Source organism: Bosea sp. Tri-49, from assembly GCF_003952665.1.
In the GTDB taxonomy this organism is placed as follows: Bacteria; Pseudomonadota; Alphaproteobacteria; order Rhizobiales; family Beijerinckiaceae; genus Allobosea.
On record NZ_CP017946.1, the window covers coordinates 4,238,347 to 4,258,206 of the forward strand.

General features: G+C 64.5%; 20 protein-coding genes and 1 pseudogene. 5 read left to right on the forward strand and 16 right to left on the reverse strand.

Going from position 1 to position 19,860, the window contains the following annotated elements:
* Positions 1 to 92: 92 nt before the first annotated feature.
* From BLM15_RS20500 to BLM15_RS20530, 7 genes are all read right to left on the reverse strand, one after another.
* The gene (locus BLM15_RS20500) at positions 93 to 1,943 is read right to left on the reverse strand and encodes an ABC transporter substrate-binding protein (RefSeq protein ID WP_206438688.1); all 1,851 of its coding nucleotides are present in this window, start codon (positions 1,941 to 1,943) and stop codon (positions 93 to 95) included.
* A gap of 233 nt (positions 1,944 to 2,176) precedes the next feature.
* The gene (locus tag BLM15_RS20505) at positions 2,177 to 3,232 is read right to left on the reverse strand and encodes a LacI family DNA-binding transcriptional regulator (RefSeq protein WP_442859465.1); all 1,056 of its coding nucleotides are present in this window, start codon (positions 3,230 to 3,232) and stop codon (positions 2,177 to 2,179) included.
* A complete protein-coding gene (locus BLM15_RS20510) occupies positions 3,229 to 3,870 on the reverse strand; it encodes a ThuA domain-containing protein (RefSeq protein WP_126116269.1) in 642 nt (213 codons plus the stop codon). The genes BLM15_RS20505 and BLM15_RS20510 overlap by 4 nt, the downstream gene beginning before the upstream one ends.
* Before the next feature lie 17 nt (positions 3,871 to 3,887).
* On the reverse strand, positions 3,888 to 4,985 hold the full coding sequence (locus BLM15_RS20515) for a Gfo/Idh/MocA family protein (RefSeq protein ID WP_126114499.1): 1,098 nt from the start codon (positions 4,983 to 4,985) through the stop codon (positions 3,888 to 3,890).
* Positions 4,986 to 5,023: 38 nt separating this feature from the next.
* The gene (locus tag BLM15_RS20520) at positions 5,024 to 5,875 is read right to left on the reverse strand and encodes a carbohydrate ABC transporter permease (protein WP_126114500.1); all 852 of its coding nucleotides are present in this window, start codon (positions 5,873 to 5,875) and stop codon (positions 5,024 to 5,026) included.
* On the reverse strand, positions 5,868 to 6,803 hold the full coding sequence (locus BLM15_RS20525; protein WP_126114501.1) for a carbohydrate ABC transporter permease: 936 nt from the start codon (positions 6,801 to 6,803) through the stop codon (positions 5,868 to 5,870). The genes BLM15_RS20520 and BLM15_RS20525 overlap by 8 nt, the downstream gene beginning before the upstream one ends.
* A gap of 36 nt (positions 6,804 to 6,839) precedes the next feature.
* A complete protein-coding gene (locus BLM15_RS20530) occupies positions 6,840 to 8,099 on the reverse strand; it encodes an extracellular solute-binding protein (RefSeq protein WP_126114502.1) in 1,260 nt (419 codons plus the stop codon).
* 151 nt (positions 8,100 to 8,250) lie between these two features.
* Between BLM15_RS20530 and BLM15_RS20535 the strand changes: the two genes are divergently transcribed.
* From BLM15_RS20535 to BLM15_RS20545, 3 genes are all read left to right on the forward strand, one after another.
* On the forward strand, positions 8,251 to 9,009 hold the full coding sequence (locus tag BLM15_RS20535) for an SDR family NAD(P)-dependent oxidoreductase (protein ID WP_126114503.1): 759 nt from the start codon (positions 8,251 to 8,253) through the stop codon (positions 9,007 to 9,009).
* A gap of 229 nt (positions 9,010 to 9,238) precedes the next feature.
* A complete protein-coding gene (locus tag BLM15_RS20540; protein ID WP_126114504.1) occupies positions 9,239 to 10,948 on the forward strand; it encodes an MFS transporter in 1,710 nt (569 codons plus the stop codon).
* 365 nt (positions 10,949 to 11,313) lie between these two features.
* The gene (locus tag BLM15_RS20545) at positions 11,314 to 12,207 is read left to right on the forward strand and encodes a LysR family transcriptional regulator (protein ID WP_126114505.1); all 894 of its coding nucleotides are present in this window, start codon (positions 11,314 to 11,316) and stop codon (positions 12,205 to 12,207) included.
* Between the two features lie 313 nt (positions 12,208 to 12,520).
* Here BLM15_RS20545 and BLM15_RS32240 read toward each other — a convergent pair.
* From BLM15_RS32240 to BLM15_RS20575, 6 genes and pseudogenes are all read right to left on the reverse strand, one after another.
* A pseudogene (locus BLM15_RS32240) lies at positions 12,521 to 12,733 on the reverse strand (DUF4405 domain-containing protein); the annotation flags it as partial.
* Positions 12,734 to 12,866: 133 nt separating this feature from the next.
* A complete protein-coding gene (locus tag BLM15_RS20555) occupies positions 12,867 to 13,349 on the reverse strand; it encodes a cytochrome P460 family protein (protein WP_126114506.1) in 483 nt (160 codons plus the stop codon).
* Between the two features lie 13 nt (positions 13,350 to 13,362).
* Positions 13,363 to 13,833 carry a (R)-mandelonitrile lyase gene (locus BLM15_RS20560; RefSeq protein WP_126114507.1) on the reverse strand — a complete coding sequence of 157 codons (471 nt, stop codon included), beginning with the start codon at positions 13,831 to 13,833 and terminating at the stop codon, positions 13,363 to 13,365.
* An 8-nt stretch (positions 13,834 to 13,841) separates the two neighbouring features.
* Positions 13,842 to 14,207, reverse strand: coding sequence for a carboxymuconolactone decarboxylase family protein (locus tag BLM15_RS20565; RefSeq protein ID WP_126116270.1), 366 nt, complete (start codon positions 14,205 to 14,207; stop codon positions 13,842 to 13,844).
* A gap of 123 nt (positions 14,208 to 14,330) precedes the next feature.
* Positions 14,331 to 15,353, reverse strand: a complete 1,023-nt coding sequence (locus BLM15_RS20570) for an alpha/beta hydrolase (RefSeq protein ID WP_236846777.1) — start codon at positions 15,351 to 15,353, stop codon at positions 14,331 to 14,333.
* A 154-nt stretch (positions 15,354 to 15,507) separates the two neighbouring features.
* Positions 15,508 to 16,596, reverse strand: coding sequence for an alpha/beta hydrolase (locus BLM15_RS20575; protein WP_126114508.1), 1,089 nt, complete (start codon positions 16,594 to 16,596; stop codon positions 15,508 to 15,510).
* An 866-nt stretch (positions 16,597 to 17,462) separates the two neighbouring features.
* Here BLM15_RS20575 and BLM15_RS20580 point away from each other — a divergent pair.
* Both BLM15_RS20580 and BLM15_RS32335 read left to right on the forward strand, forming a co-directional pair.
* The gene (locus tag BLM15_RS20580) at positions 17,463 to 17,708 is read left to right on the forward strand and encodes a hypothetical protein (RefSeq protein ID WP_126114509.1); all 246 of its coding nucleotides are present in this window, start codon (positions 17,463 to 17,465) and stop codon (positions 17,706 to 17,708) included.
* On the forward strand, positions 17,671 to 18,033 hold the full coding sequence (locus tag BLM15_RS32335; protein ID WP_206438548.1) for an AraC family transcriptional regulator: 363 nt from the start codon (positions 17,671 to 17,673) through the stop codon (positions 18,031 to 18,033). Before BLM15_RS20580 ends, BLM15_RS32335 begins: the two co-directional genes overlap by 38 nt.
* Here BLM15_RS32335 and BLM15_RS20590 read toward each other — a convergent pair.
* From BLM15_RS20590 to BLM15_RS20600, 3 genes are all read right to left on the reverse strand, one after another.
* Positions 18,000 to 18,266 (reverse strand): hypothetical protein, encoded by a 267-nt coding sequence (locus tag BLM15_RS20590; RefSeq protein ID WP_126114510.1) that lies wholly within the window; start codon positions 18,264 to 18,266, stop codon positions 18,000 to 18,002. The genes BLM15_RS32335 and BLM15_RS20590 overlap by 34 nt on opposite strands.
* Positions 18,267 to 18,362: 96 nt before the next feature.
* Positions 18,363 to 19,094 carry an ABC transporter permease gene (locus BLM15_RS20595; RefSeq protein ID WP_126114511.1) on the reverse strand — a complete coding sequence of 244 codons (732 nt, stop codon included), beginning with the start codon at positions 19,092 to 19,094 and terminating at the stop codon, positions 18,363 to 18,365.
* Between the two features lie 16 nt (positions 19,095 to 19,110).
* The gene (locus BLM15_RS20600) at positions 19,111 to 19,857 is read right to left on the reverse strand and encodes an ABC transporter permease (RefSeq protein ID WP_126114512.1); all 747 of its coding nucleotides are present in this window, start codon (positions 19,855 to 19,857) and stop codon (positions 19,111 to 19,113) included.
* Positions 19,858 to 19,860 lie beyond the last annotated feature (3 nt).

Genomic DNA, 19,860 nt, shown 5'->3' on the forward strand with positions numbered 1-19,860 from the left:
TCCACCTGGCCGGCGGCGAACGGCCGCGCGCCGGCTGGCGATTGTCCTGGGAAGGAGGTGGGGCCGCCCCTCGAGGCGCGGCCCCTGTCGGATCACTTGGTCGGCTTCAGCCGGACGAACATGTAGCGGGAGTTACCCCAGTTCGTGACCGGATTGGCGTAAGGGTCGTCGGAGGTCGGGTAGCCGGTCCAGTAGGTCTGATCCATCGCGGTGAAGACATTGTAGGCCATCAGCGGGATGATTGGCATTTCGCGCGTCATCAGCTTGACGTAGTCGCGCCCGAGCTCGACCCCTTTGGGGTCGTCAAAGCCGATCCTGCGGATGTCCTCGATGATCTTGTCGAGCTCGGGATGCGTCCAGCGCTGCCAGTTGCGCAAGGGCTGCGGCTGGCCGGGCTGGGCGACGAACTGCGAGTGCCAGCTGTCCATGAAATAGGACAGATCCTGGTGCCCGCCCCAGGTCTCGACGCTCCAGCCGATGAAGGCGTCGAAATCGCCGGCCGCGCGCCGCGTCAGCAGCGTGCCCTGTGCAACGTCGATGCGCGCATCGATGCCCGCCTGCTTCCATTGCTGCACGATCATCGTGCCGGCCCGCGTCATCACCGGCCGCAGATCGCCCTCGACCATGAGCCTGACCACGAAGGGTTTGCCGTCGGGCGTCAGCCACTGGTTGCCCTGCTTGCGAAAGCCCGCGCGCGTCAGCAGTTCGCCGGCCGCGGCGACATTAGTCTTCCACCAGCCGAGGCCGAAGGAATTGCCGATCACCGCCGGATCGGACGGGATCTGATCACCCATGGAGGGGCGCAGCATGTCGGCGATCTGCTTGCCGACCGTCGGATCGTAGGGCTTGACCTTGCTCGTGCCGGTATCGATCTCAAAATCCTTGAGCCAGGCCTCCATCGGCTTGTGATAGGCCTCGGGATGGATGCCGGTCGGCGGCACGGCGATCGCCGAGATGGTCGCCGCGCCGCGATAGGCCGCCATCGACACCGCCTTGACGTCGATCATCAGCGCCAGCGCCCAGCGCACGTCGCGGTTCTTGAGGTTCTCGTTCTGGGTGTTGAAGATGACTGCCGGTAGCGTCGGGTCCGGATGGCCATAGGGAAAGCCCTTGAACCAGGCGCGCGTGCCCTTGTCCTGCTTCGCCAGCGTGAACATGCCCTCGGGCGCGATGTCATGGATGACGTCGAGCTCGTGGTTGAGCTGGGCGATGACGCGCTTGTCGGGTGGGCCGGGATCGACATAGGCGAGGTATTTCGGCCCAGGTTTGCCGAGGCTGCCGAGCGAGGTGCGCTGCCAGTCCTCGCGCAGCTGCCAGATGTACCACTTTCCGTCGGGGTCGAAGGATTGCAGCGTATAGGCGCCGAGCGTGACCGGCTTGTTGAAGTCGAACTTCAGGGGATCTTCGACCTTGTCGAAGACGTGCTTCGGCAGGATCCAGATCGCCCCCCAGCGCACCGTGAAATTGGTGTGGAAGCGGGAATTCGGCTTCTTCAACTTGAAGATCACCGTTTCCGCATCGGGCGCCTCGACGGAGGCGACGTTGTTCGCCAGCACCGCGGAGAAACGCATGTTCGCGTTCTTGACCTGGATGTCGACGGTGGCCTTGACGTCGGCGGAGCTGAACTCCACGCCATCGCTCCAGAACAGGCCGCGCCGGAGCTTGACCCGCATCTCGGTGAAGTCGGCATTGTAGACCGGCTTGTCGGCGGCGAGCGAATTATACCAGGGGCCGTCGAGGCCTTTCTCGGGGTCGATGTACCAGAGGGTGTCGAGCGCCGCCTGCTGCAGCCCGTTCGACTGGCTGCCGGCGTTGATCGCCCAGATGTTGAACCAGCCGGCGTTCTTGATCGTCCCTTCCGGATTTTCGAGGATCAGGAGCTCATTGCGGGGAATATTCTGTGGAATGCCCTGCGCCGTGGCCGGTGCGGGCGAGAGCGGCATTGTCGCAGCCAAGAGCGCAGCGGCAAGCAGCCAGGCGCGTAAACGCGTCATCGTCACCTCCCTGAACGGGGCGTTTTCGCCCTTCATATCGGGAGCTTAGGCGTCGCCCAAAATCGGGGCAACGACGGATGTGATCCATATCAGAAGGTCAGATATTGAGTGTTTATCTCACTGATTTTCATTGCTTTTTCTTGATGCCCTGTTTCAGCAAGCGGGCATTCAGAGCCTGTTGATCAGGGGAGATTGTCCCGCAGGAAAATATCGATGCCGATGCGCTCCTGATCCGGAAATAGCGGATCACCGGAGCAATAGGCGAGGAGAACGCGTGCCGCCGAACGCGCCTCGTGACCGGGGTTCTGGCTGATGATCGCGTCGACCTCCCCGCGCACCAGGAAGCGACGGGTGTGTGCGGTGAGTTCATGGGCGATCCAGACGATGGCGTTGCTGCGGCCCGCTTCGTTCAGCGCCGCGGCGATACCGCGATTGCCGGCGCCGACATTGTAGATTCCGATGAGGTCGGGCTTCTCGCGCAGCAGCGATACGGTGGCGCGGTAGGTGAGCTCGTTGTCGTCCCGGCCCTCGACCGCTGGGAACACGGTGAGTTGCGGATACTCGACCGTCAGAACCTGATTGAAGCCGAACTGGCGCTCGGCATGGTCGCGCAGCGCTAGCGATCCGGCAATCACGCCGACAGCCCCGGACCTGCCGTGGAGGAAACGACCCATCAGCGTCGCGGCCGTGCGCCCGGCGGCGGGATTATCGATGCCGACATAGTGCAGGCGCCTGGCGCTCGGCACGTCCGACACCAGCGTGACGACCGGGATGTCCCGCTCTGCCAGGTCGTCGATCGCGGCACGCACCCGTGGGTGGTCCAGGGCGATGGTGGCGACGCCGGCATAGCCGGGAAGGACCGTCTCAAGCGCCCGCGCCAGCGCGTCCGGGTCGAACACGTCGACATGCTGCACGTCTATGACGGCGCGCTGGCTGGCGAGCCAGTCGGCGGTGCGGGCGACCTGCTCGGCCAGCAGGGTCATGAAGCTGTTGGCCCCGGACGGCAGGATGAACAGGAAACGGAAGCTCTGGTTGCGGGCGAGGCGGGCCGCCGCCGGGTCCGGCCGATAGCCGAGCCGCGAGACGGCGGCCTCGACCCGCGCGATCGTCTTGTCGCGTACGCCGTCGCGGCGGTTGACGACCCGGTCGACGGTTGCGACCGAGACGCCGGCGGCGCGTGCGACGTCCTCGAGCGTCGCCCTGCCGATCCCCGCTGCTGCGCCCGTATCCGCCATCAGCGCGCTGCCCAGAGCATCCCGCGCGTCAGCATCGTCCGGATCTCCGGTACGTCGAGTTCATAGGCGCGATGGCCGAGCGAGCAATAGAACACACGCCCGTCGCCATAGGGCTTCTTCCAGGCGACCGGCATCACCGTGCCCTCGATCCACGGCGAATGCTCACCACCGAAGGTAGTGGTCGCGAGCACTTCGATGGCCGGGTCGACATGCATATAGTACTGCTCCGATCGGTGTTCGAAACTGTCGATCCCGGCCATGATCGGGTCGTCGGGCCGGGTGATGTCGACCTTGTAGTCGATGATGTTGCCGGGATGGGCAACCCATTGCCCGCCGCACATGAACTGGTAGTCCACAGACTCCCGGAAGGCATCGCACATGCCACCGTGATGGCCAGCGAGGCCGACCCCGCCGCGCACCGCCGAACAGAGCGCCAGCGCATCCTCCTTCTCGATCTTCGACATGGTGTAGATCGGCACGATCAGGGAGAGATCGCGGATCGCCGGATCGGAGAAAACCGATGTCGAGGTCTCGATGCGGACATCGAAGCCCTCCGCCTTGAGCCAACCCCGCATCATCGAGGCGCACAGGTCGGGGTCATGCCCAGCCCAGCCGCCCCATACGATCATCGCCTTGCGCATCGTCGCCATTCCCTCGCTCAATCGATCTGGCCGACATCGCGCCCGGCCGGCAACGCCGCCGGCCTCTCGACGCGGCTCTCGATGGTTATCCTGCGTCCCTCGTCGGCCGATTCCTGGAACGCCTCCATCACCTCCAGCACATGGAAGGCGAGTGCGCCGCTGGCGCGGTGGGGGCGATCGGCGAGGATGGCGGCCGCCATGTCGGCGACGCCGATCGAGCGGAACTCGCCCTCGGCGTGGCCGTGTGTCAGCGCGACCGCCTCCCAGGCGCCGCGCGGCTTCGCCAGCTTGACCTCGCCGCCGAACTTGTTGGGGTCCGGCACCAGAAGGCTCGCCTTGTCGCCATAGATCTCGATCGGCGCATGGGCGTGCTGAGGCACGTCGAAGCTCATCGTGATCGAGACGACAGCGCCGTTCTCGAACTCGACCGTGCCGGCGACATGGGTCGAAACCTCGACCGGAATCAGCGCGCCATTCATAGGCTGACTGGTGACGAGCCGCTCCAGGCGCGGCCGTGCGGTCGAGCCCATCACGCTGGCGACTGGCCCAAGCAATTGAACGAGATCGGTGAGATAGTAGGGGCCCATGTCGAGCATTGGCCCGCCGCCGCGCAGATAGTAGAAGCCAGGCGCCGGGTGCCAGCTTTCATGACCCGGGCAGCCAAAGAAGGCGCTGCCGCCAACCGGCTTGCCGATTGCCCCGTCGTCGATCAGCTTTCGCGCCGTCTGGTGGCCGCCGCCGAGGAAGGTGTCGGGCGCACAACCGACGCGCAGGTTCTTCTGGGCCGCGAGATCCATGACCTTGCGAGCTTCAAGCGTGTTGATGCCGAGCGGCTTTTCGGAATGGACATGCTTGCCGGCATTGAGCACCGCCAGGCTGACATCGGTATGGGCGAGCGGCACGGTCAAATTGACGACGATCTCGACATCGTCGCGCTTCAGGAGTTCCCCGACACGCAGGCCCGGCACGCCGAACTCGGCGCCGCGCTTCTCGGCCGCGGCGCTGCGCATATCGGCCACGGCCTTCAGTTCCAGCATCGGGAAGCGGCGCATCGCCTCAAGATATTTCGTGCTGATGTTGCCGCAGCCGACGACACCGATTCCGACCTTCCGCATTCCCGTTCTCCAGTTTCGACGTGATCAGTGCCCGCGGCCTAGCCTTTGACGGCGCCGGCGGTCAGCCCGGCGACGATGTGCTTCTGCGCGAGGATGAAGAGGATGACCGTCGGCAGGATCGTCAGCGTGATGAAGGCGAGGATCAGGTGCCAGTCCGCCGAGAACTCGCCCTGGTAGACCATGATGCCGAGCGGCCAGGGATAGAGCGCGTCGGAGTTCAGCATCACCAGCGGCAGCAGATAGCTGTTCCAGCTATGCACGAAGGTGATGGTGCCGACTGTCGCCAGGATCGGCCGCGACAAGGGCATCGTCACATAGCGGAAGAAGTCGATATAGCTGCAGCCGTCGACCAGTGCCGCCTCGAGCAGCTCATGCGGCAGGTCCTTGAAGAAGCGCCGCAGCAAAAGGATGCTCATGGCGAGGCTGAAGGCGACCTGCGGCAGCACCACGCCGAAATAGCTGTCGAGCAGGCCAAGATCGCGCACCTTGATGAACAGCGGCAGGATCGCCGTCGCGGCCGGGAACAGCAGGCCCATGGTGAGATAGCTCAGCAGCATCGAGCTGCCGAAGAAATGGATATGGGCGAAGACGAAAGCCGCCATCGACGCCACGATCAGCGTCAGCACCACGGTTAGACTCGAGATCACCAGCGAGTTCCACAAAAGCTGCCAATAGCGCCCCGAGAACAGGATGCCGGTATAGTTCTCCCATTCCCAGGTTTCGGGCAGGCCGAACGGGTTGGTGCGCAGTTCGCCCAGCGTCTTGAGGCCGCCGAGCGCGGTCGCCAGCAAGGGCACCGCGACGAAGGCGGCGATCAGCGCCAGGAACAGGCCCTTGTAGAGCGGGACAAGGTCGAACGGCCGGCGGCCGGTGGCGTAAGCGTCACTCATTGCGCATGAACCAGCGTTTATAGGTGAAGGCGAAGCTCACGCAGATCACGAACAGGATCACGCCGATCGCGCTGCCATAGCCGACGCGCATGCGCGCCACGCCATGATTGTAGAGGAAGCTCACCATGGTGTTGGAGGAGTCCGCCGGCCCGCCGCGTGTCAGCGGCATCACCAGGTCGAAGAGCTGCAGCGAGCCGACGACGGCGAAGAACACCGAAAGCCGGATCGTCGGGTAGAGCAGCGGGATCACGACATAGCGCAGCACCTGCCAACGCGAGGCGCCGTCGATCCGCGCCGCCTCGACCAAGTTGCGGTCCATGCCTTGCAGGGCGGCGATGAACAGCATCATGTGGAAGCCGAAATACTTCCAGACGATCACGATCAGGATCGCCAGCATCGAGGTCTGCGTACTGGCGAGCAGATGCGGCGCCTCGGCGCCGAACGCCCGGTAGACCGAAGCCAGCAGGCCGTAATTCCCGTCATAGATGAAGCTGAAGATCAGGCCGGTCGCGATCTCGGCCAGCACATAGGGCAGGAAGAACAGCATCCTGAGCGCGACCGAGCCGCGAAACTTGTCGGCGAGCATCAGCGCCAGCGTCAATGCCAGCGGCAGCTGGATCAAGAGCGAGACCGCGATGATCAGCAGGTTGTTGCGGAAGGCCGTGCCGAAGCCGCGCGAGTCGAAGACGAAGCGGTAGTTGTCGAGGCCGATCCATTTGGTCGGGCTGCCGAAGCCGTTCCAGTTGAAGCCGGAATACCAGGCCGCCTCGGCGATCGGCAGCACCACGAACAGCGTGAACAGCATCAGCGCCGGCGGCAGGAACAGCAGGAGCGTGGCGAGGCGCGTATCGATCGTGCTGCGCCTGGCCCTGGCCGCTGGCGCGCGCGCCTCCTGCCGCATCGCGATTGTGCCGCCGCGTTGGCTCATCCGTCGATCCCGGTTCCGGCCTTGCTGCCCGTCGCTTCAGTTGCCCTGCTTGAAGGCGTCCTGGATCGCCTTGGCCGCCTGTTTGGGCGTCATCGAGCCGCCGGCGATCTCGGCGGTCGCGTCGTTCACCACCCGGCCGACCGAGGGACCGAGATCCTGATCGTAGAAATTCTGGTGGTATTTCGAGGCGGCAATGTTCTTCGCGATGTTCTGCATGAAGGCGGAGCCGAGCGCGGCCTCGGCACCCTTATAGGTCGGGATGATGAAGTTCTGCTTGGCGAGCTCGCGCTGGACCTCGTCGGAGATGAAGAACTTGACGAATTCGAGCGCCTGCTTCGGAGAGCCCTTGGTGAACAGCCAGCCATTGACACCGCCGAGCGTGTCCGAGGGCTGGCCCTTGGCGCCGGCCGGCATCGGGAAATCGACCCAGCCGAGCTTGTCCTCGGGAATGCCCTTCTTGTCGGCGGCGAGCGCGCGCTGCGTCGCCGAATGATGCGAGATGGCGAGATTCATCGCCGCCCTGCCGTCGGCGAAGAAGCCGAGCGCCTGCGGGTTCTTGAAGCCGAGGAAGCCGGTCTGGAACGGTTCGAGGTCGACGAGCTGCTTCATCAGCTCGCCGGCCTTCTGGAAGGTCTCGCCCTCGAAACCGCCGTTCTGGCCCTTGAACGCGGCCTCGAAAGCCGGCTTGCCGCCGAGGCGCACGGCGAGATGCGTCCAGTAGAAGTGCAGCGGCCACTTGTCCTGCCCACCGACCGAGATCGGCGTGATGCCGGCCGCCTTCAGCTTCTTCACCGCATCGAGAAACTCGTCCCAGCTCTTGATCGTGCCGCCGTCGACGCCGGCCTTGGCGAACAGGTCCCGGTTGAACATGAACCCGACCTGCGAGACGTTGTGCGGCAGGCCGTAGATCTTGCCGTCGATCGTGAAGGCCTCGACCGCGCCGGCGGAAAGATTGTCCTTGTAGCCAGCGACGGCGGCCGTGATGTCCTCTAGCACTCCGGCCTCGACCTGGGCCTTGAGCACGCCGCCGGCCCAGGAATAGAGGATGTGCGGCCGGTCTTTCGACTGCAGGATGGTCGGCAGCTTGGCCTTGTAGGCCTCGTTCTCAAGGAATTGCATCTCGACCTTGACGCCGGGATTCTTCGCCTCGAAGCGGCGGGCGACCTCATCCCAGATCTTCACCTGGGCCGGATTCTGCTCGAGGTGGAGCCATTTGACTGTCGTCTGGGCCGCGGCGGCGCCTGCGGCGAGAGTCGAAACGGCGGCGGCGAATGCAAGCGTCCTCAGGAAACTCATCTCTCGTCCTCCCAATCCCGAACTTATTATCGAGTTGAGGGCAGCGTAGCTCAAAATCTGAGGTGCGCAACTCAAAATATGAGTTATATGTCCGATGGCGAGCGCCGTTTCGGAGCACGCCGCCGTTTTGGCCTTGCCTCTGGAGTTGATCATGGCTGCCGTCTATTCCGACCTTGCCGGAAAGATCGTTCTGGTTACGGGCGGCGCATCCGGGATCGGGGCAGCGATTTCACGACATTTTGCCCGCCAGGGCTCCATCGTGATCTTGTTCGACCTCCTGCGCGATGCAGGCGAAGCGCTGGCACAGGAGCTGACCGAGGCCGGCCTCTCGGCTCATTTCCAGCATGTCGATCTGACGGATGTCCCGGCACTGCGGGCCGGAATCGAACAAGCCTGCTCCCTACACGGCCGGATCGATGTCCTCGTCAACAATGCCGCACATGACGAACGCCATCAGACCGAGACGGTGACCCCCGAGTATTGGGATCAGCGGATCGCGGTCAATCTGAAGCACCAGTTCTTTGCGGCGCAGGCGGTGCTGCCCGGCATGAGGGCCGCCAAGGCCGGTGTCATCATCAATTTCGGCTCGACATCATGGCTGGCCGGCCAAGGGGGCATGGCGGCCTATACAGCCAGCAAATCGGGCGTGATCGGCTTGACGCGATCTTTGGCGCGCGACTACGGCGCCGACAACATCCGCGTCAACGCGATAGCGCCCGGCTGGATCATGACTGAACGGCAGATCGAGAAATGGCTTACGCCCGAGGGCGAAGAGGAACTGATGCGGCGGCAATGCCTGAAGCGCCGTCTGGACCCCGACGAGGTCGCGCGCTTTACCGTCTTCCTGGCGTCGGACGAGGCTTCAGCCTGCACGGCTCAGCATTACATCGTCGATGGCGGATGGGTTTAGTTTCGGGTGCGGCATCCCGATGGAGGATGCACCATGCTTGTCGAAGCTCGACCGCTCCATCAGCGCCCAGCCTGGAACACAAGGCGTATCATCGGCCCGAAGCAGCCCCTGAAACCCAGATGAGCCACAGCCTCCGTTCCTGAAACCCGAAAACGGTCTCAAATCATCTGATGACGGACAATGGCGCAGCGCGGCTTCCCATCGCCCGCCGGCATGCTCTAACTGTGATATGCCGCATGAGCCCGCCACGCAGACCACGGCCGAGACCGCCGAAGCCGACCTCGCCGCCGAGGGCCTGAAGCCTCATGACGGGCGCTATTCGGCTTTTGCGCCGCTGCGCCAGCCGATCTTCCGTGCGGTCTGGATCGCAAGCCTTGCCTCGAACTTCGGCGGCCTCGTCCAGATGGTCGGCGCCGCCTGGCTGATGACCTCGCTCTCCAATTCGCCGGACATGGTCGCGCTCGTCCAGGCCTCGACCGCGCTGCCGGTGATGCTGTTCTCGCTTGCCGCCGGCGCGATCGCGGACAATTACGACCGTCGCCGCATCCTGCTGACGGCGCAGGGCTTCATGCTCGCTGTTTCGATCATGCTGGCGGTCTTCGCCTGGTATGGGCTGCTCTCGCCCTGGCTGCTGCTCGCCCTCACCTTCCTGCTCGGTTGCGGCAACGCGCTCAACAACCCGGCCTGGCAGTCCTCGGTCGGCGACATGGTGCCGCGAGCCGAAGTCCCAGCGGCGGTGACGCTGAACAGCGTCGCCTTCAACATCGCTCGCAGCGTCGGCCCGGCGATCGGCGGCGCGATCGTCGCCGCCTTCGGCGCAGTCGCGGCCTTTATCGTCAATGCCTTCAGCTATATCGGCCTGCTCGTCGTGCTGGCCCGCTGGCAGCCGCCGCGCGTCGAGCGCCTGCTGCCACGCGAGACGTTCCTGATCGCCATGAGCGCCGGCCTCCGCTATGTCGCGATGTCGCCCAATATCCGCGCCGTCATCCTGCGCGCCTTCCTCTTCGGCTTCGGCGGCGTCGTCGGTCTCGCTTTGATGCCGCTGGTCGCGCGCGATCTCGTGCGCGGCGGCCCGCTGACATACGGCATCCTGCTGGGAGCCTTCGGCGCCGGCGCCGTCGCCGGGGCCTTCGTCAGCGCCCGGCTGCGCCGTCGTTTCAGCACCGAGACCCTCGTGCGCCTGACCTTCCTGGCCTATGCGGCCGCGGCCCTGGTGGTAGGGCTGAGCCCGACCCTATGGCTCACCATGCCGGCGCTTGCCGTCGACGGCGCCTGCTGGGTGCTGGCGCTCTCGACCTTCAATTCGACGGTGCAGCTGTCGGCGCCACGCTGGGTGGTGGGACGCGCGCTTGCGCTCTACCAGATGGCGGCCTTCGGCGGCATGGCCGCGGGCAGCTGGGCCTGGGGCTGGGTCACCCTCCATTCCGGCCCGGCCGGCGGCCTCATCGCGGCAGCGGTCGCACTCGTCTTCGGCGCGGCCGCCGGGCTGCGGTATCAGCTGCCGCCGCTCGAGGCGCTCAATCTCGATCCGCTCGGCCGCTGGCGAAAGCCCGAGGTCGCGGTCGATATCGAGCCGCGCAGCGGCCCGGTCTTCGTCACCATCGAATGGCGGATCCGGCAGGAGGACGTGGTCGAGTTCCTGAAGGCGATGGAGGAACGCCGGCGCATCCGCCGCCGCGACGGTGCTCGCCACTGGTCGCTGCTGCGCGACCTGACCGATGCCGAGCTCTGGATCGAGCGCTACGACAGCCCGACCTGGGTCGAATATGTCCGCCAGGCCCAGCGCGTCACCCAGGCTGACGCCGAAATCGGCGACCGGGTCAGGGATCTGCATATCGGGCCCGAGCCGCCGGTCGTGCACCGCATGGTCGAGCGCCAGACCGGCGCGCTGCCGCGCGAGGTGCTGCGCGCGACGCGGCAGGCGCAGGCGTCGCCCTGAGCGGCGGCGCCGAATCTTTTCAACGCCGCGACCACGCGCGCGAAAGAGAACCTTTATGTGGTTGGTGCGCGCTCCGCGCGGGCAGGTGCGCGACATTTTGGAGCCTTGGTGTCGCGCGTCAAACCTCCTGAGCGCGTATGTTGGTCAACTGAGCCAGTTATTGGTGTAGCGTCGAGTTTGACGAAGCTTTGCGCATCGCACCCGCCATGTCTGCTTCCGGGTGGTTATCCAATGTCTGCACTTGGCGCGACTCAGCCCCGGTCGTCAGGATATTGAATTGGCATGTTGATGAGGCATAGCCAGCGAGTGCCGATCCTAAGGATCATGAGCTATAATTCGCCTAAGCTCATAAGGCACCCTAATCAATGGCGCAGCCGAACTTCAATGACCTCGCCGCCTTCGCCATGGTCGCAAAGGAGCGCAGCTTCACCAAGGCTGGGGCCAAGCTGGGGGTCTCGCAGTCCGCACTGAGCCAGACCATCAAGGCTCTCGAGGAACGTCTGAAGCTGCGGCTTCTGACGCGTACGACTCGAAGTGTCGCCCCCACCGAAGCCGGCGTGCGACTTCTCGAAGCCGTCGCGCCGCGCTTCGACGAGATCGAGGCGGAGATCGCGGCGCTTGGCGAATTGCGGGGCAAGCCGGCCGGGACGGTCCGCATCACGGCCGGAGAACATGCTGCGATCTCGGCCTTGCAGCCCGCCCTGAGGCGCTTCCTACCAGATCATCCCGATATCAAGGTCGAGATCATCGTCGACTATGGCCTCGTCGACATCGTGGCGGCGGGTTACGATGCGGGGGTGCGCTTGGGCGAGCAGGTCGCGAAGGACATGATCGCCGTCCGGATCGGCCCCGAGATGCGCATGGCCGTGGTCGGATCGCCGGCCTATTTCAAGCGCTATGGCCTTCCGGAAACGCCGCAGGACCTGACGTCCCACAACTGCATCGCGTCACGTCTCCCGACCTATGGCGGGCTGTTTCCCTGGGGTCTCGAAAAAGATGGTCGCGAGGTCAAGGTGCGTGGTGAGGGGCAACTCGTGTTCAACAGCCTCGCGCTGCGCCTGAATTCGGCGCTTGACGGTCTCGGCCTTGCCTATCTGCCGGAGGACCAAGCGATCCCGCATGCCCGCGCGGGCAGGCTCATAAGGGTGCTAGAGGATTGGTGTCCGCCATTTCCCGGCTACCATCTCTACTATCCAAGCCGGCGGCATTTCTCGCCGGCCCTGTCGGTGCTCGTCGACGTCCTGCGCTATCGCGCCTGAGCCCGTAATAAGTGACGACCATCACGAGCCCGGCGATCGCGATGCAGTGGATGAAGAAGCCCGCGACTGATTCCTCGAAATTCCACCAGTCGAGCGTCATCTGCATCGAAAGCTTGCCGCCGATGCCGAGCTGAAACGAACTCCATATCCCCAGAACCGCGATTGCTGCTGCGATAACCCGAAGAGTGATCGTCCGAGCGATGTTGGGACCGGAGATTCCAAACAGATTGCGCGCCACCCCCATCAGCATCGGCCAGCGCAGGCCGAGATGGACCGCGACGATCACCAGAACCCAATAGGCGGCGAGGGTGTGGATCTGCCGCACGGTGAAGCCACCCCAGGGCGGCAGGTATGGCGCCAGCGCATTCGAGATCAGCACGCTGGTGATGAGCAGCGCCAGCATGGCAATCAGGAGCGCGAAGGTCACTCCCACATTGAACAGGCTGCGGGGCTCGCGCCGTGTCCGCGCAATCCCGCCCCACCAGCGCCGATTGAAGAGATTGTGCGCGAAGAGGAGCAGGAACATCGCCGTTCCCGCCAGCTCATGGACCGCGTTGCCCAGCCACCAATAGGCGAAGCCGAGCAGCAGTAGCGCCGCGGTCAGGCCATCGAGCCACAACCGGGAGAGAAAAAGACGGCTCACCTCGCGATTCCCCCGCCTACTCGATCGGCGTGCCGTTGAAGCGGGGAATCCGGGAGCCGGTGAAAAGATACTCCGCTCCCGACTGGCTGCTGTGGCAGGACTGGCAGCGCGCGGTGTTCTCCGCGGTATTGATCGTCTTGTCGGGCCAGAACCACTGGAACTGCCAGTCGCCGGTGCGGCGGCGTTCGTCGTAGTCCGCGCCCCAGCCCTGGCCCTTCTCCATGACGAAATAGCGGAAGAGCTTGCCGTCGCGGTGGTCGACAAGCACGAAATGCGTGCCGGCGGGCACGGGCTGGCGGTCCTTGATCGCCTTGATCGCCTCGGGCGTCGTCATGATGTGCTCCATGACGTTGCCGCGCCGCACGGTGGTGTAGTGCACGAGCTTGTCGAGCTGCGGGAACGTGGCCCGCGTCGCCTCGGCATGAACCTGCCAGCCGACGGTGAGAACGGCCGCCATGGACAGGCTCGCCAGGGCAATCTGGAATGCAGGGATTTTCATCTTCGTCTCGCTTCTAGCGCCGGTACTGCTCGTCCGAGACGCGCTCCAGCCAGTCGACGGTCTTGCCGTCCTGTGCCTCCGAGATGGCGACGTGCGTCATGCCAGTGGTCGGCGCTGCGCCGTGCCAATGCTTCACACTGGGCGGAATCCAGACGACGTCGCCGGGGCGGATCTCGTGGATCGCACCGCCCCAGTGCTGCACCAGTCCGGTGCCGGCCGTGACGATGAGCGTCTGGCCGAGCGGATGGGTGTGCCAGGCGGTACGCGCTCCGGGTTCGAAGGTCACCGTGCCGCCACTGACCCGCGCCGGCGCGCTGCCCTGGAAGCGGCCGTCGACACGGACAGCGCCAGTGAAGTTCTGGGCGGCGCCGACGCTGGGCTTCTGGGAGTCGGCGCGCTGGACGACGACCTCCTGGCCGGTCTGGGCGAGGGCCGAAGCCACGGGCGTCAGCATTGCGATGAGTGTGAGTGCTGGCGTGAACATCCTGGCCATCATTTCGGCTTGAAAACCTCGCGCGCGACGCCGACCGCCGCGATGGCGTTCGGCCAGCCCGCGTAGAAGGCGAGCTGCGTGATCGCTTCGACGATCTCCGTCTCGGTCACGCCGTTCTGCCGCGCCCGAGCGATATGCGAGCGGAGCTGGTCGGGCCGGTTCATGGCGATCAGCGCGCTGACGGTGACGAGGCTGCGGTCGCGCTGGGAGAGGCCGGGCCGCGCCCAGACATCCCCGAACAGCACCTCGTCGGTGAGCTCGGCCAGCTTGGGGGCGATGTCGCCCATCAGTTGCTGGGCCCGGGAGGGCGGCTTGGCAGGAGCCGCGGTGGACGGGGCAGGGGGCTGGCTTTGGGCGATCGCCATGGGGGAAAATCCTCCGGAGAGAAGCAGGCCGGCTGCGGCGAGCAGATGTCTGGTGAGCGTCTTCAAGATGCGTGACTCCTCACGGGGAGAATGTGGCGCGTCGGGAAAGGCTCGGGACGCAGGCTATGAGCGGCCGGAAACAAGGGTTCGGACGAAGAACGGCGTCAGCTTGCCCAGCGCGGCGTCGACATATTTGGGAACCCAATAGGTCTCGATATGCGTCGCGCCCTCGATCTTGAAGAGTTCCTTGTCCTTGGTGCCGGTGGCCCTGGGGAAGGCATCCTCGGTCATGTACAGGCTGTCGGCCTTGCTGCCGGCGATCATCAGCAACGGCTGGTCGATCAGCTCGAGCTGGTCGGTGGCGTCCCAGCGCATCAGGTCGAGCAGGCTGCTCATCGTATACTTGAAGGTCGAGTTTGGATGAGCGTGCGTCTTCCAGTAGTACTCGTAACCCTGCCGGTACATTTCGAACGGCAGCTTGGCGATTTGCTCGTCGGTCAGGTTGGCATCGCCGGCATAGAGAATTTCGCCGCCGCGCATCTCCTGGGCGCGGGCCTTTGAAACCTGTTGCAGGCGCTCCTGGATCGTCTTCAGTTGCGAGTCTGCGAAGCCGTTGCGACGAACCCGTCCGGAGTTGAACATGCTCAAGGTCGCGATCGTCTTGAAGCGCTTGTCAGCTTTCGCCGCGGACAACGCGTAGCCGCCACCGCCGCAGATGCCGAGCAGGCCGAGACGCCCGGCATCGACGCCCGCGTAGCGGGTGATGAAGTCCGCCGCACCGTGGATGTCCTCGATGCGGAACTGGGACTTGTCGATGCTGCGCGGCTGGCCGCCGCTGCCGCCCTGATAGGCCGCATCCATGGTGATCGTGATGTAGCCCTGTTCGGCCAGGCGCTGGGCATAGAGGCCTGCGACCTGCTCTTTGATGCCGCCATTGGGATGCGCCACGACGATCGCGGGATATGTCTGCTTCGGATCGTAGTTCGCCGGGGTGTAGACGTTGGCGACGATGTCCAGGCCGCCCAGCTTGTAGGTGACCGGGTGGATATTGACCTTGCCCGGCTCGTTCTGCGTGATGGCGCCGCCATAGACCAAGCCAAACGGATTTTGCTTGTAGTCGGCTGCGACAGCGGTGGCACTGGTCATTGCAGGAACTCCTAAGATTGCGCCTGTGAGAACCAGCCCGGAGGCTCCGAGGAACTCACGTCTGTTCGTGTTGATGACTGCGTTGGTCATTTCGACCTCCAAACCTTGATCTGTGGGGAGCGCGCTGCCCGCAGCGCCGACGCCCGCAGGCGGCTCAATCCAGCTTCTTCTCGGCCAGGAACTTCGAGACCAGATCGGCGATCTCGACATTGTTCAGGTCGGAGAAGGGGAAGTGCGTGTTGCCCTTGATGCCGATCTCGGGGAGGTGCACGAGGCGCGCGTTACCGCCATGCTTGTTGACGGCGGCGACCCAGAGCTTGGCCATGGCGAGCCTTACCCGCCAGTTGTCCTGCCCGCGCTCCGTGGTCGGCTCGACCGGAAAATTGTCGCCGTAATAGATGACGATCGGGATGCGGGTGAGCTGCTGGAAATCCGCCGGCGGCACCGCCTCGGGCGACAAAGTGCCGGCCGCGCTCGGCATGGCCGGGGGCAGTTCGCCCTCCGGGAAGATGAAGCCGCTGCCCGGCTCGAAGGCGACGATCGCCTTGACGTTGCGGCTCTTGATCGCGGTCAGCCAGCCCGGACCACCGCCCTGCGAGTGGGTGAACAGGATGGCTGGGCCGGTCTTTGCGAACAGCGCCGTCATCGCGTTGGAAACGACGCCGGCGTCGTATGCTCCAGTGTTCGGCGTGACCGAGCGGAAAAACTGGTCCAGCGTCTCAGGTTTGCGGTCGAACTGGACGTTGTCGAAGTAGTTGGGCCACTTGCCGAGCCGGAACTGATCGAAGAACAGCTGATCGTAGGGAGTGGGCTCGATCGTCGTCGCGACGGTGCTGTTGCCGGCGCGCCCGCGACGCGGCTGATCGACGAGATAGACCGGGAAGCCGCGGCGCAGGAAGAGGGTCTGGAAGCCTTCGCGCCCGTCCGAGGTGGTCTCCCAGCTCCGCGCCGACTGGAAAGCGCCGTGCAGCATGACGATCGGCAGCGCCTTGGGGGTCTGCGGAACCTGATAGAAGGCGTAGAGGTGGTCGCCGTGCAGGCTTTGCCCGGCGACAGTCGGCTTGTTGTTATCGTAGGTTCCGGGGGTCTTCGCCACCGTCCCGCCGACAGCGAAACTACCCTGCTCCTGGATCGTAAAAGGCGCAGGCTTGGCCGCCTGTTGCGCGGGCACCGGCGCTGAGCCGATGAAACCCGCAGCGAAAAGGAAGGGCGGAATAAGGAATTTGGTATCGATAGCAGGCATTCGCCCCTCGGTCGCAGCATCAGCTCGCGAGGAACCTAGTCACCTCCCCACTCTTCGATTAGCCATCTGGATTCAATAGGGCTGATAAGCCTTGCTAATTAATACGGTAGCGGCTCATGGAGTGATCATGTCCGCTTTCCGGTAGGCATCCTGCTAGTGTCTTCGGGAAGGTTTGGAGGCACCGCACCTAGTGGGCAAGCCAACCCAGCTGACTTCCGCTCAGGCTGGGAAGCAGAAATATGCTGGCCCGGCATCGTTCGAGCGAGGCTGAGCTTCTGGGGTTTGAAACCCCTTGCCGCTGGATGCTGATTGCCTAAATTTCTCCTCGCAGAATCCTTGCGGAGGAAAGGAGTCATGCCATTCTCATCGCTGAATGATCCAGTTGACCTCGCTCGTGCGCAGGCGGCGTTGGAAGCCGCATGGGATGAAGTCAGATCGAACATTCCCGATGCGTCTGATGAACGGAGCGAACCCGGCTAGCTTACATCGTAGCTGCGCTGGTGATCGTCGCTGTAGACGAAGATGATCTGACGAGGCGAGCTATTGAACGATACCGACAATCTGTTGTCGCATGACGGAAGCCCGGTCTCGCTTCGGCGAGCTGGGCTTTTTCATCGAAGCAAATCTCCGAGATGGGTCGGGAACAGAAGTCAGGCCACCACTCGGCAATGTCAGCTTGCGGCCAATACTCCAGGTTCCGCTCCTGGCGCGTTACGACGGCCCATGTCTCCGAGCGCAGGCCGGAAGCTAACTCCATTCTGGGCGCCTGGGACCACATACCGAGCAATCTTGTACAAGCGACTCGTATTCCAGCGATTGGGTCGCTAGCGTAGCGGGCGTGAGTTGCGTAGCGATGAGGTGGTGTCATGCCCAACGCCGACGCCGTGGTGATCTCGTCTTATGAACAGCGAAAGGCTGCTGTGCTGCGAGCTGCACAGCTGATCTCATCCTCGAGGGGCTCTGACGGTGAGCGGGAATTCGAGATGCTGACCGAGGCTATCGCGGATTTCGATATCCGCCAGGAAGCTCTCGGCTTCATTGAGATCCCGCCGGCTTTCATGCAGTTCCTTTCCAGTGGGCATCAGGGCCGGGTTTCAAGCAGCCCTCGCTGAGACGAAAAGGGCTGGCGCCAAGCGGACCGGCCTCGGGGGGCAGAGCTTCGACTACGGTAGAGGTCAGTATCTCATCGTCTCGGTCGACCTGCCGCTGGACGCGCATCTCGGCGAAGCGACCGGGGAAGCGCCCTTCCTAGGGCTGGGCTACACCTTGCGGCCCGAGGCGATCGCCAGCCTCCTGCTGGAGACGGGCGGCGCATCGCCCCATGAGCCAACCCGACGATGTCGACGTCAACGAGATCGTCTTCCGGCCGACCCGGCAGCCGTTGGCTGCGGGGCGGGCCTGCCTCAGAAGCCCTGCGGCAGCGTGCCGGCCCCATAAAGCTCGCCTTGCCGAGGCGAGCTGCTGATGCCGGAGCGGACATAGGCCGGCCCGCCCTCACGGGCCGGGGGCAGGCCAAGATCAAGAGTGCCACCATCCGGCGGCGGCGCGGACCGCACGACGCGCGTCCGCACCGGGGCCGGTTCCGAGACACCGACAGGCTCCTCGCGCGAGACGCAGCCGCCCAGCAGGGCGACGAGAACGGCGGCGGCGCCAAAATGATGGAGGCTCATGGTTTTTCCAGTGCAGGGCGCAGTCCGCGGCGAGCGGGACGAGTCAGCCGCAACCTGCATGACTGGCCCGGCCGGCGCAAGCCGCCGGAAGGCGCTTTAGCGGTGCGTCAGACGCCGGTCGAAGCGCATCATCAAGGCGTTGCAGGTGACGGCAAAGATGGTCAGCAGCAGCGCGATTGCCATGATCGTGTCGATCTGGCCGATATTGATCGCGCTCGTCAGCATGAAGCCGAGGCCGCGCTGCGAGGCGAACATCTCGCCGATCAGGACGCCGAGCAACGTCAGCGAGAAGCCGAGCCTGACGCCAGAGATAATCTCGGGCAAAATCGCCGGCATGATCACGGTGAAGGCGTTCTGCGAAGGCGACAGCCGCATCACCTGCGAGGTCCGGCGGTAGACCGGCTTCATCTGGCGAATCGCGTTCATCGAGAACAGCGTGATCGGGATGAGGCCGTGCATTACGCCGAAGGCGATCTTGGCGGAGATGCCAAGGCCGAAGCAGAGCAGCACCAGCGGGTAGAGCACGACCTTGGGGATCGAATAGAGCGTTGTCAGGATCGGCTCGGCGACGTTGCCGGCGAGCTTGCGGACCCCGAGCACGATGCCGAGCGTGATGCCGCCGGCGAGCGAGATCGCGAAGGCGGCGACGAAGGCGCGCATCGTCTCGGAGACGTTGAGCCAGAACTCTCCGGTCGCGAGCAGGGCAGCGAGCTTCGCGACCGTCTGCACGGGCGAGGCTAGCGAGGAGGCGCCGACCAGGAGGTGCAGCCCCTGCCAGAGAACGATGAGGGCGAGGAGAACGAGGAGCGTGCCGGCCGACCGTGGCATGAGAGCTGTCATGACGTCACCGCTGCCGGCGCGCCTGGAGGCGCCGATCGACAATGTTGAGGAGGGTGTTGACGACGGTCACTGCGATGAGGACGAGCAGCATCAGCGCGTACATGTGCCCGTTCTCGAACAGGTTGTAGGCGTAGGCGATGGCGTAGCCGAGGCCGGCGCCGGACAGGATGAACTCCGAGGCGATGACGCCGATGAAAGAATAGGCGACCGAAAGCTTCACCCCGGTGAAAAGATAGGGCATCGCTGCCGGCAGCTCGATCAGCAGTGCGGTCTTGGTCCGCGACATCCGGTAGATCTGGCCGGTCTTGCGCAGCACGCGCGGGATGCGGTCGAGCCCGTTCAATGTCGCAGTCACCATCGAGACCACGGCGAGCAGCACAGCGATCGCGATGATCGAGGCCGAGCCGACGCCGAACAGGGTGATGAAGATCGGATAGAAGACGAAGGTCGGGACGGCGTAGTAACTCGCCAGCAGCGGCTCGATCGCATCGCGCAGGCTCGGCAGCGAGTAGATGATCACGCCAGCCGCGAAGCCGAGCAGGACCGAGAGCACGGTCGAGATCGCGATATTGGTGAAGGTGATCCTGATATCGGCCGAGAACTGCCCGGAGGCGAGGATCTTGCCGAGTTCGACGACCATATCGGAGGGGGCGATCATCACCATGCGCGGGATGACGCCGACCCGGCAGAGCGCCTCGACCAGCAGGATCATCGCGGTGACGACCGCAACACGCAGCCATTTCTCGGACATGAC

Excerpts from the sequence above, each read along its gene's own strand:
- BLM15_RS20500 (WP_206438688.1), bottom strand. The coding sequence starts at position 1,943 with ATGCCGCTCTCGCCCGCACCGGCCACGGCGCAGGGCATTCCACAGAAT.
- BLM15_RS20510 (WP_126116269.1), bottom strand. The coding sequence starts at position 3,870 with ATGCGCAAGGCGATGATCGTATGGGGCGGCTGGGCTGGGCATGACCCC.
- BLM15_RS20515 (WP_126114499.1), bottom strand. The coding sequence starts at position 4,985 with ATGCGGAAGGTCGGAATCGGTGTCGTCGGCTGCGGCAACATCAGCACG.
- BLM15_RS20520 (WP_126114500.1), bottom strand. The coding sequence starts at position 5,875 with ATGAGTGACGCTTACGCCACCGGCCGCCGGCCGTTCGACCTTGTCCCG.
- BLM15_RS20525 (WP_126114501.1), bottom strand. The coding sequence starts at position 6,803 with ATGAGCCAACGCGGCGGCACAATCGCGATGCGGCAGGAGGCGCGCGCG.
- BLM15_RS20530 (WP_126114502.1), bottom strand. The coding sequence starts at position 8,099 with ATGAGTTTCCTGAGGACGCTTGCATTCGCCGCCGCCGTTTCGACTCTC.
- BLM15_RS20535 (WP_126114503.1), top strand. The coding sequence starts at position 8,251 with ATGGCTGCCGTCTATTCCGACCTTGCCGGAAAGATCGTTCTGGTTACG.
- BLM15_RS20540 (WP_126114504.1), top strand. The coding sequence starts at position 9,239 with ATGCCGCATGAGCCCGCCACGCAGACCACGGCCGAGACCGCCGAAGCC.
- BLM15_RS20545 (WP_126114505.1), top strand. The coding sequence starts at position 11,314 with ATGGCGCAGCCGAACTTCAATGACCTCGCCGCCTTCGCCATGGTCGCA.
- BLM15_RS20555 (WP_126114506.1), bottom strand. The coding sequence starts at position 13,349 with ATGAAAATCCCTGCATTCCAGATTGCCCTGGCGAGCCTGTCCATGGCG.
- BLM15_RS20560 (WP_126114507.1), bottom strand. The coding sequence starts at position 13,833 with ATGTTCACGCCAGCACTCACACTCATCGCAATGCTGACGCCCGTGGCT.
- BLM15_RS20565 (WP_126116270.1), bottom strand. The coding sequence starts at position 14,207 with ATGGCGATCGCCCAAAGCCAGCCCCCTGCCCCGTCCACCGCGGCTCCT.
- BLM15_RS20570 (WP_236846777.1), bottom strand. The coding sequence starts at position 15,353 with ATGACCAGTGCCACCGCTGTCGCAGCCGACTACAAGCAAAATCCGTTT.
- BLM15_RS20575 (WP_126114508.1), bottom strand. The coding sequence starts at position 16,596 with ATGCCTGCTATCGATACCAAATTCCTTATTCCGCCCTTCCTTTTCGCT.
- BLM15_RS20580 (WP_126114509.1), top strand. The coding sequence starts at position 17,463 with ATGCCCAACGCCGACGCCGTGGTGATCTCGTCTTATGAACAGCGAAAG.
- BLM15_RS20590 (WP_126114510.1), bottom strand. The coding sequence starts at position 18,266 with ATGAGCCTCCATCATTTTGGCGCCGCCGCCGTTCTCGTCGCCCTGCTG.
- BLM15_RS20595 (WP_126114511.1), bottom strand. The coding sequence starts at position 19,094 with ATGCCACGGTCGGCCGGCACGCTCCTCGTTCTCCTCGCCCTCATCGTT.
- BLM15_RS20600 (WP_126114512.1), bottom strand. The coding sequence starts at position 19,857 with ATGTCCGAGAAATGGCTGCGTGTTGCGGTCGTCACCGCGATGATCCTG.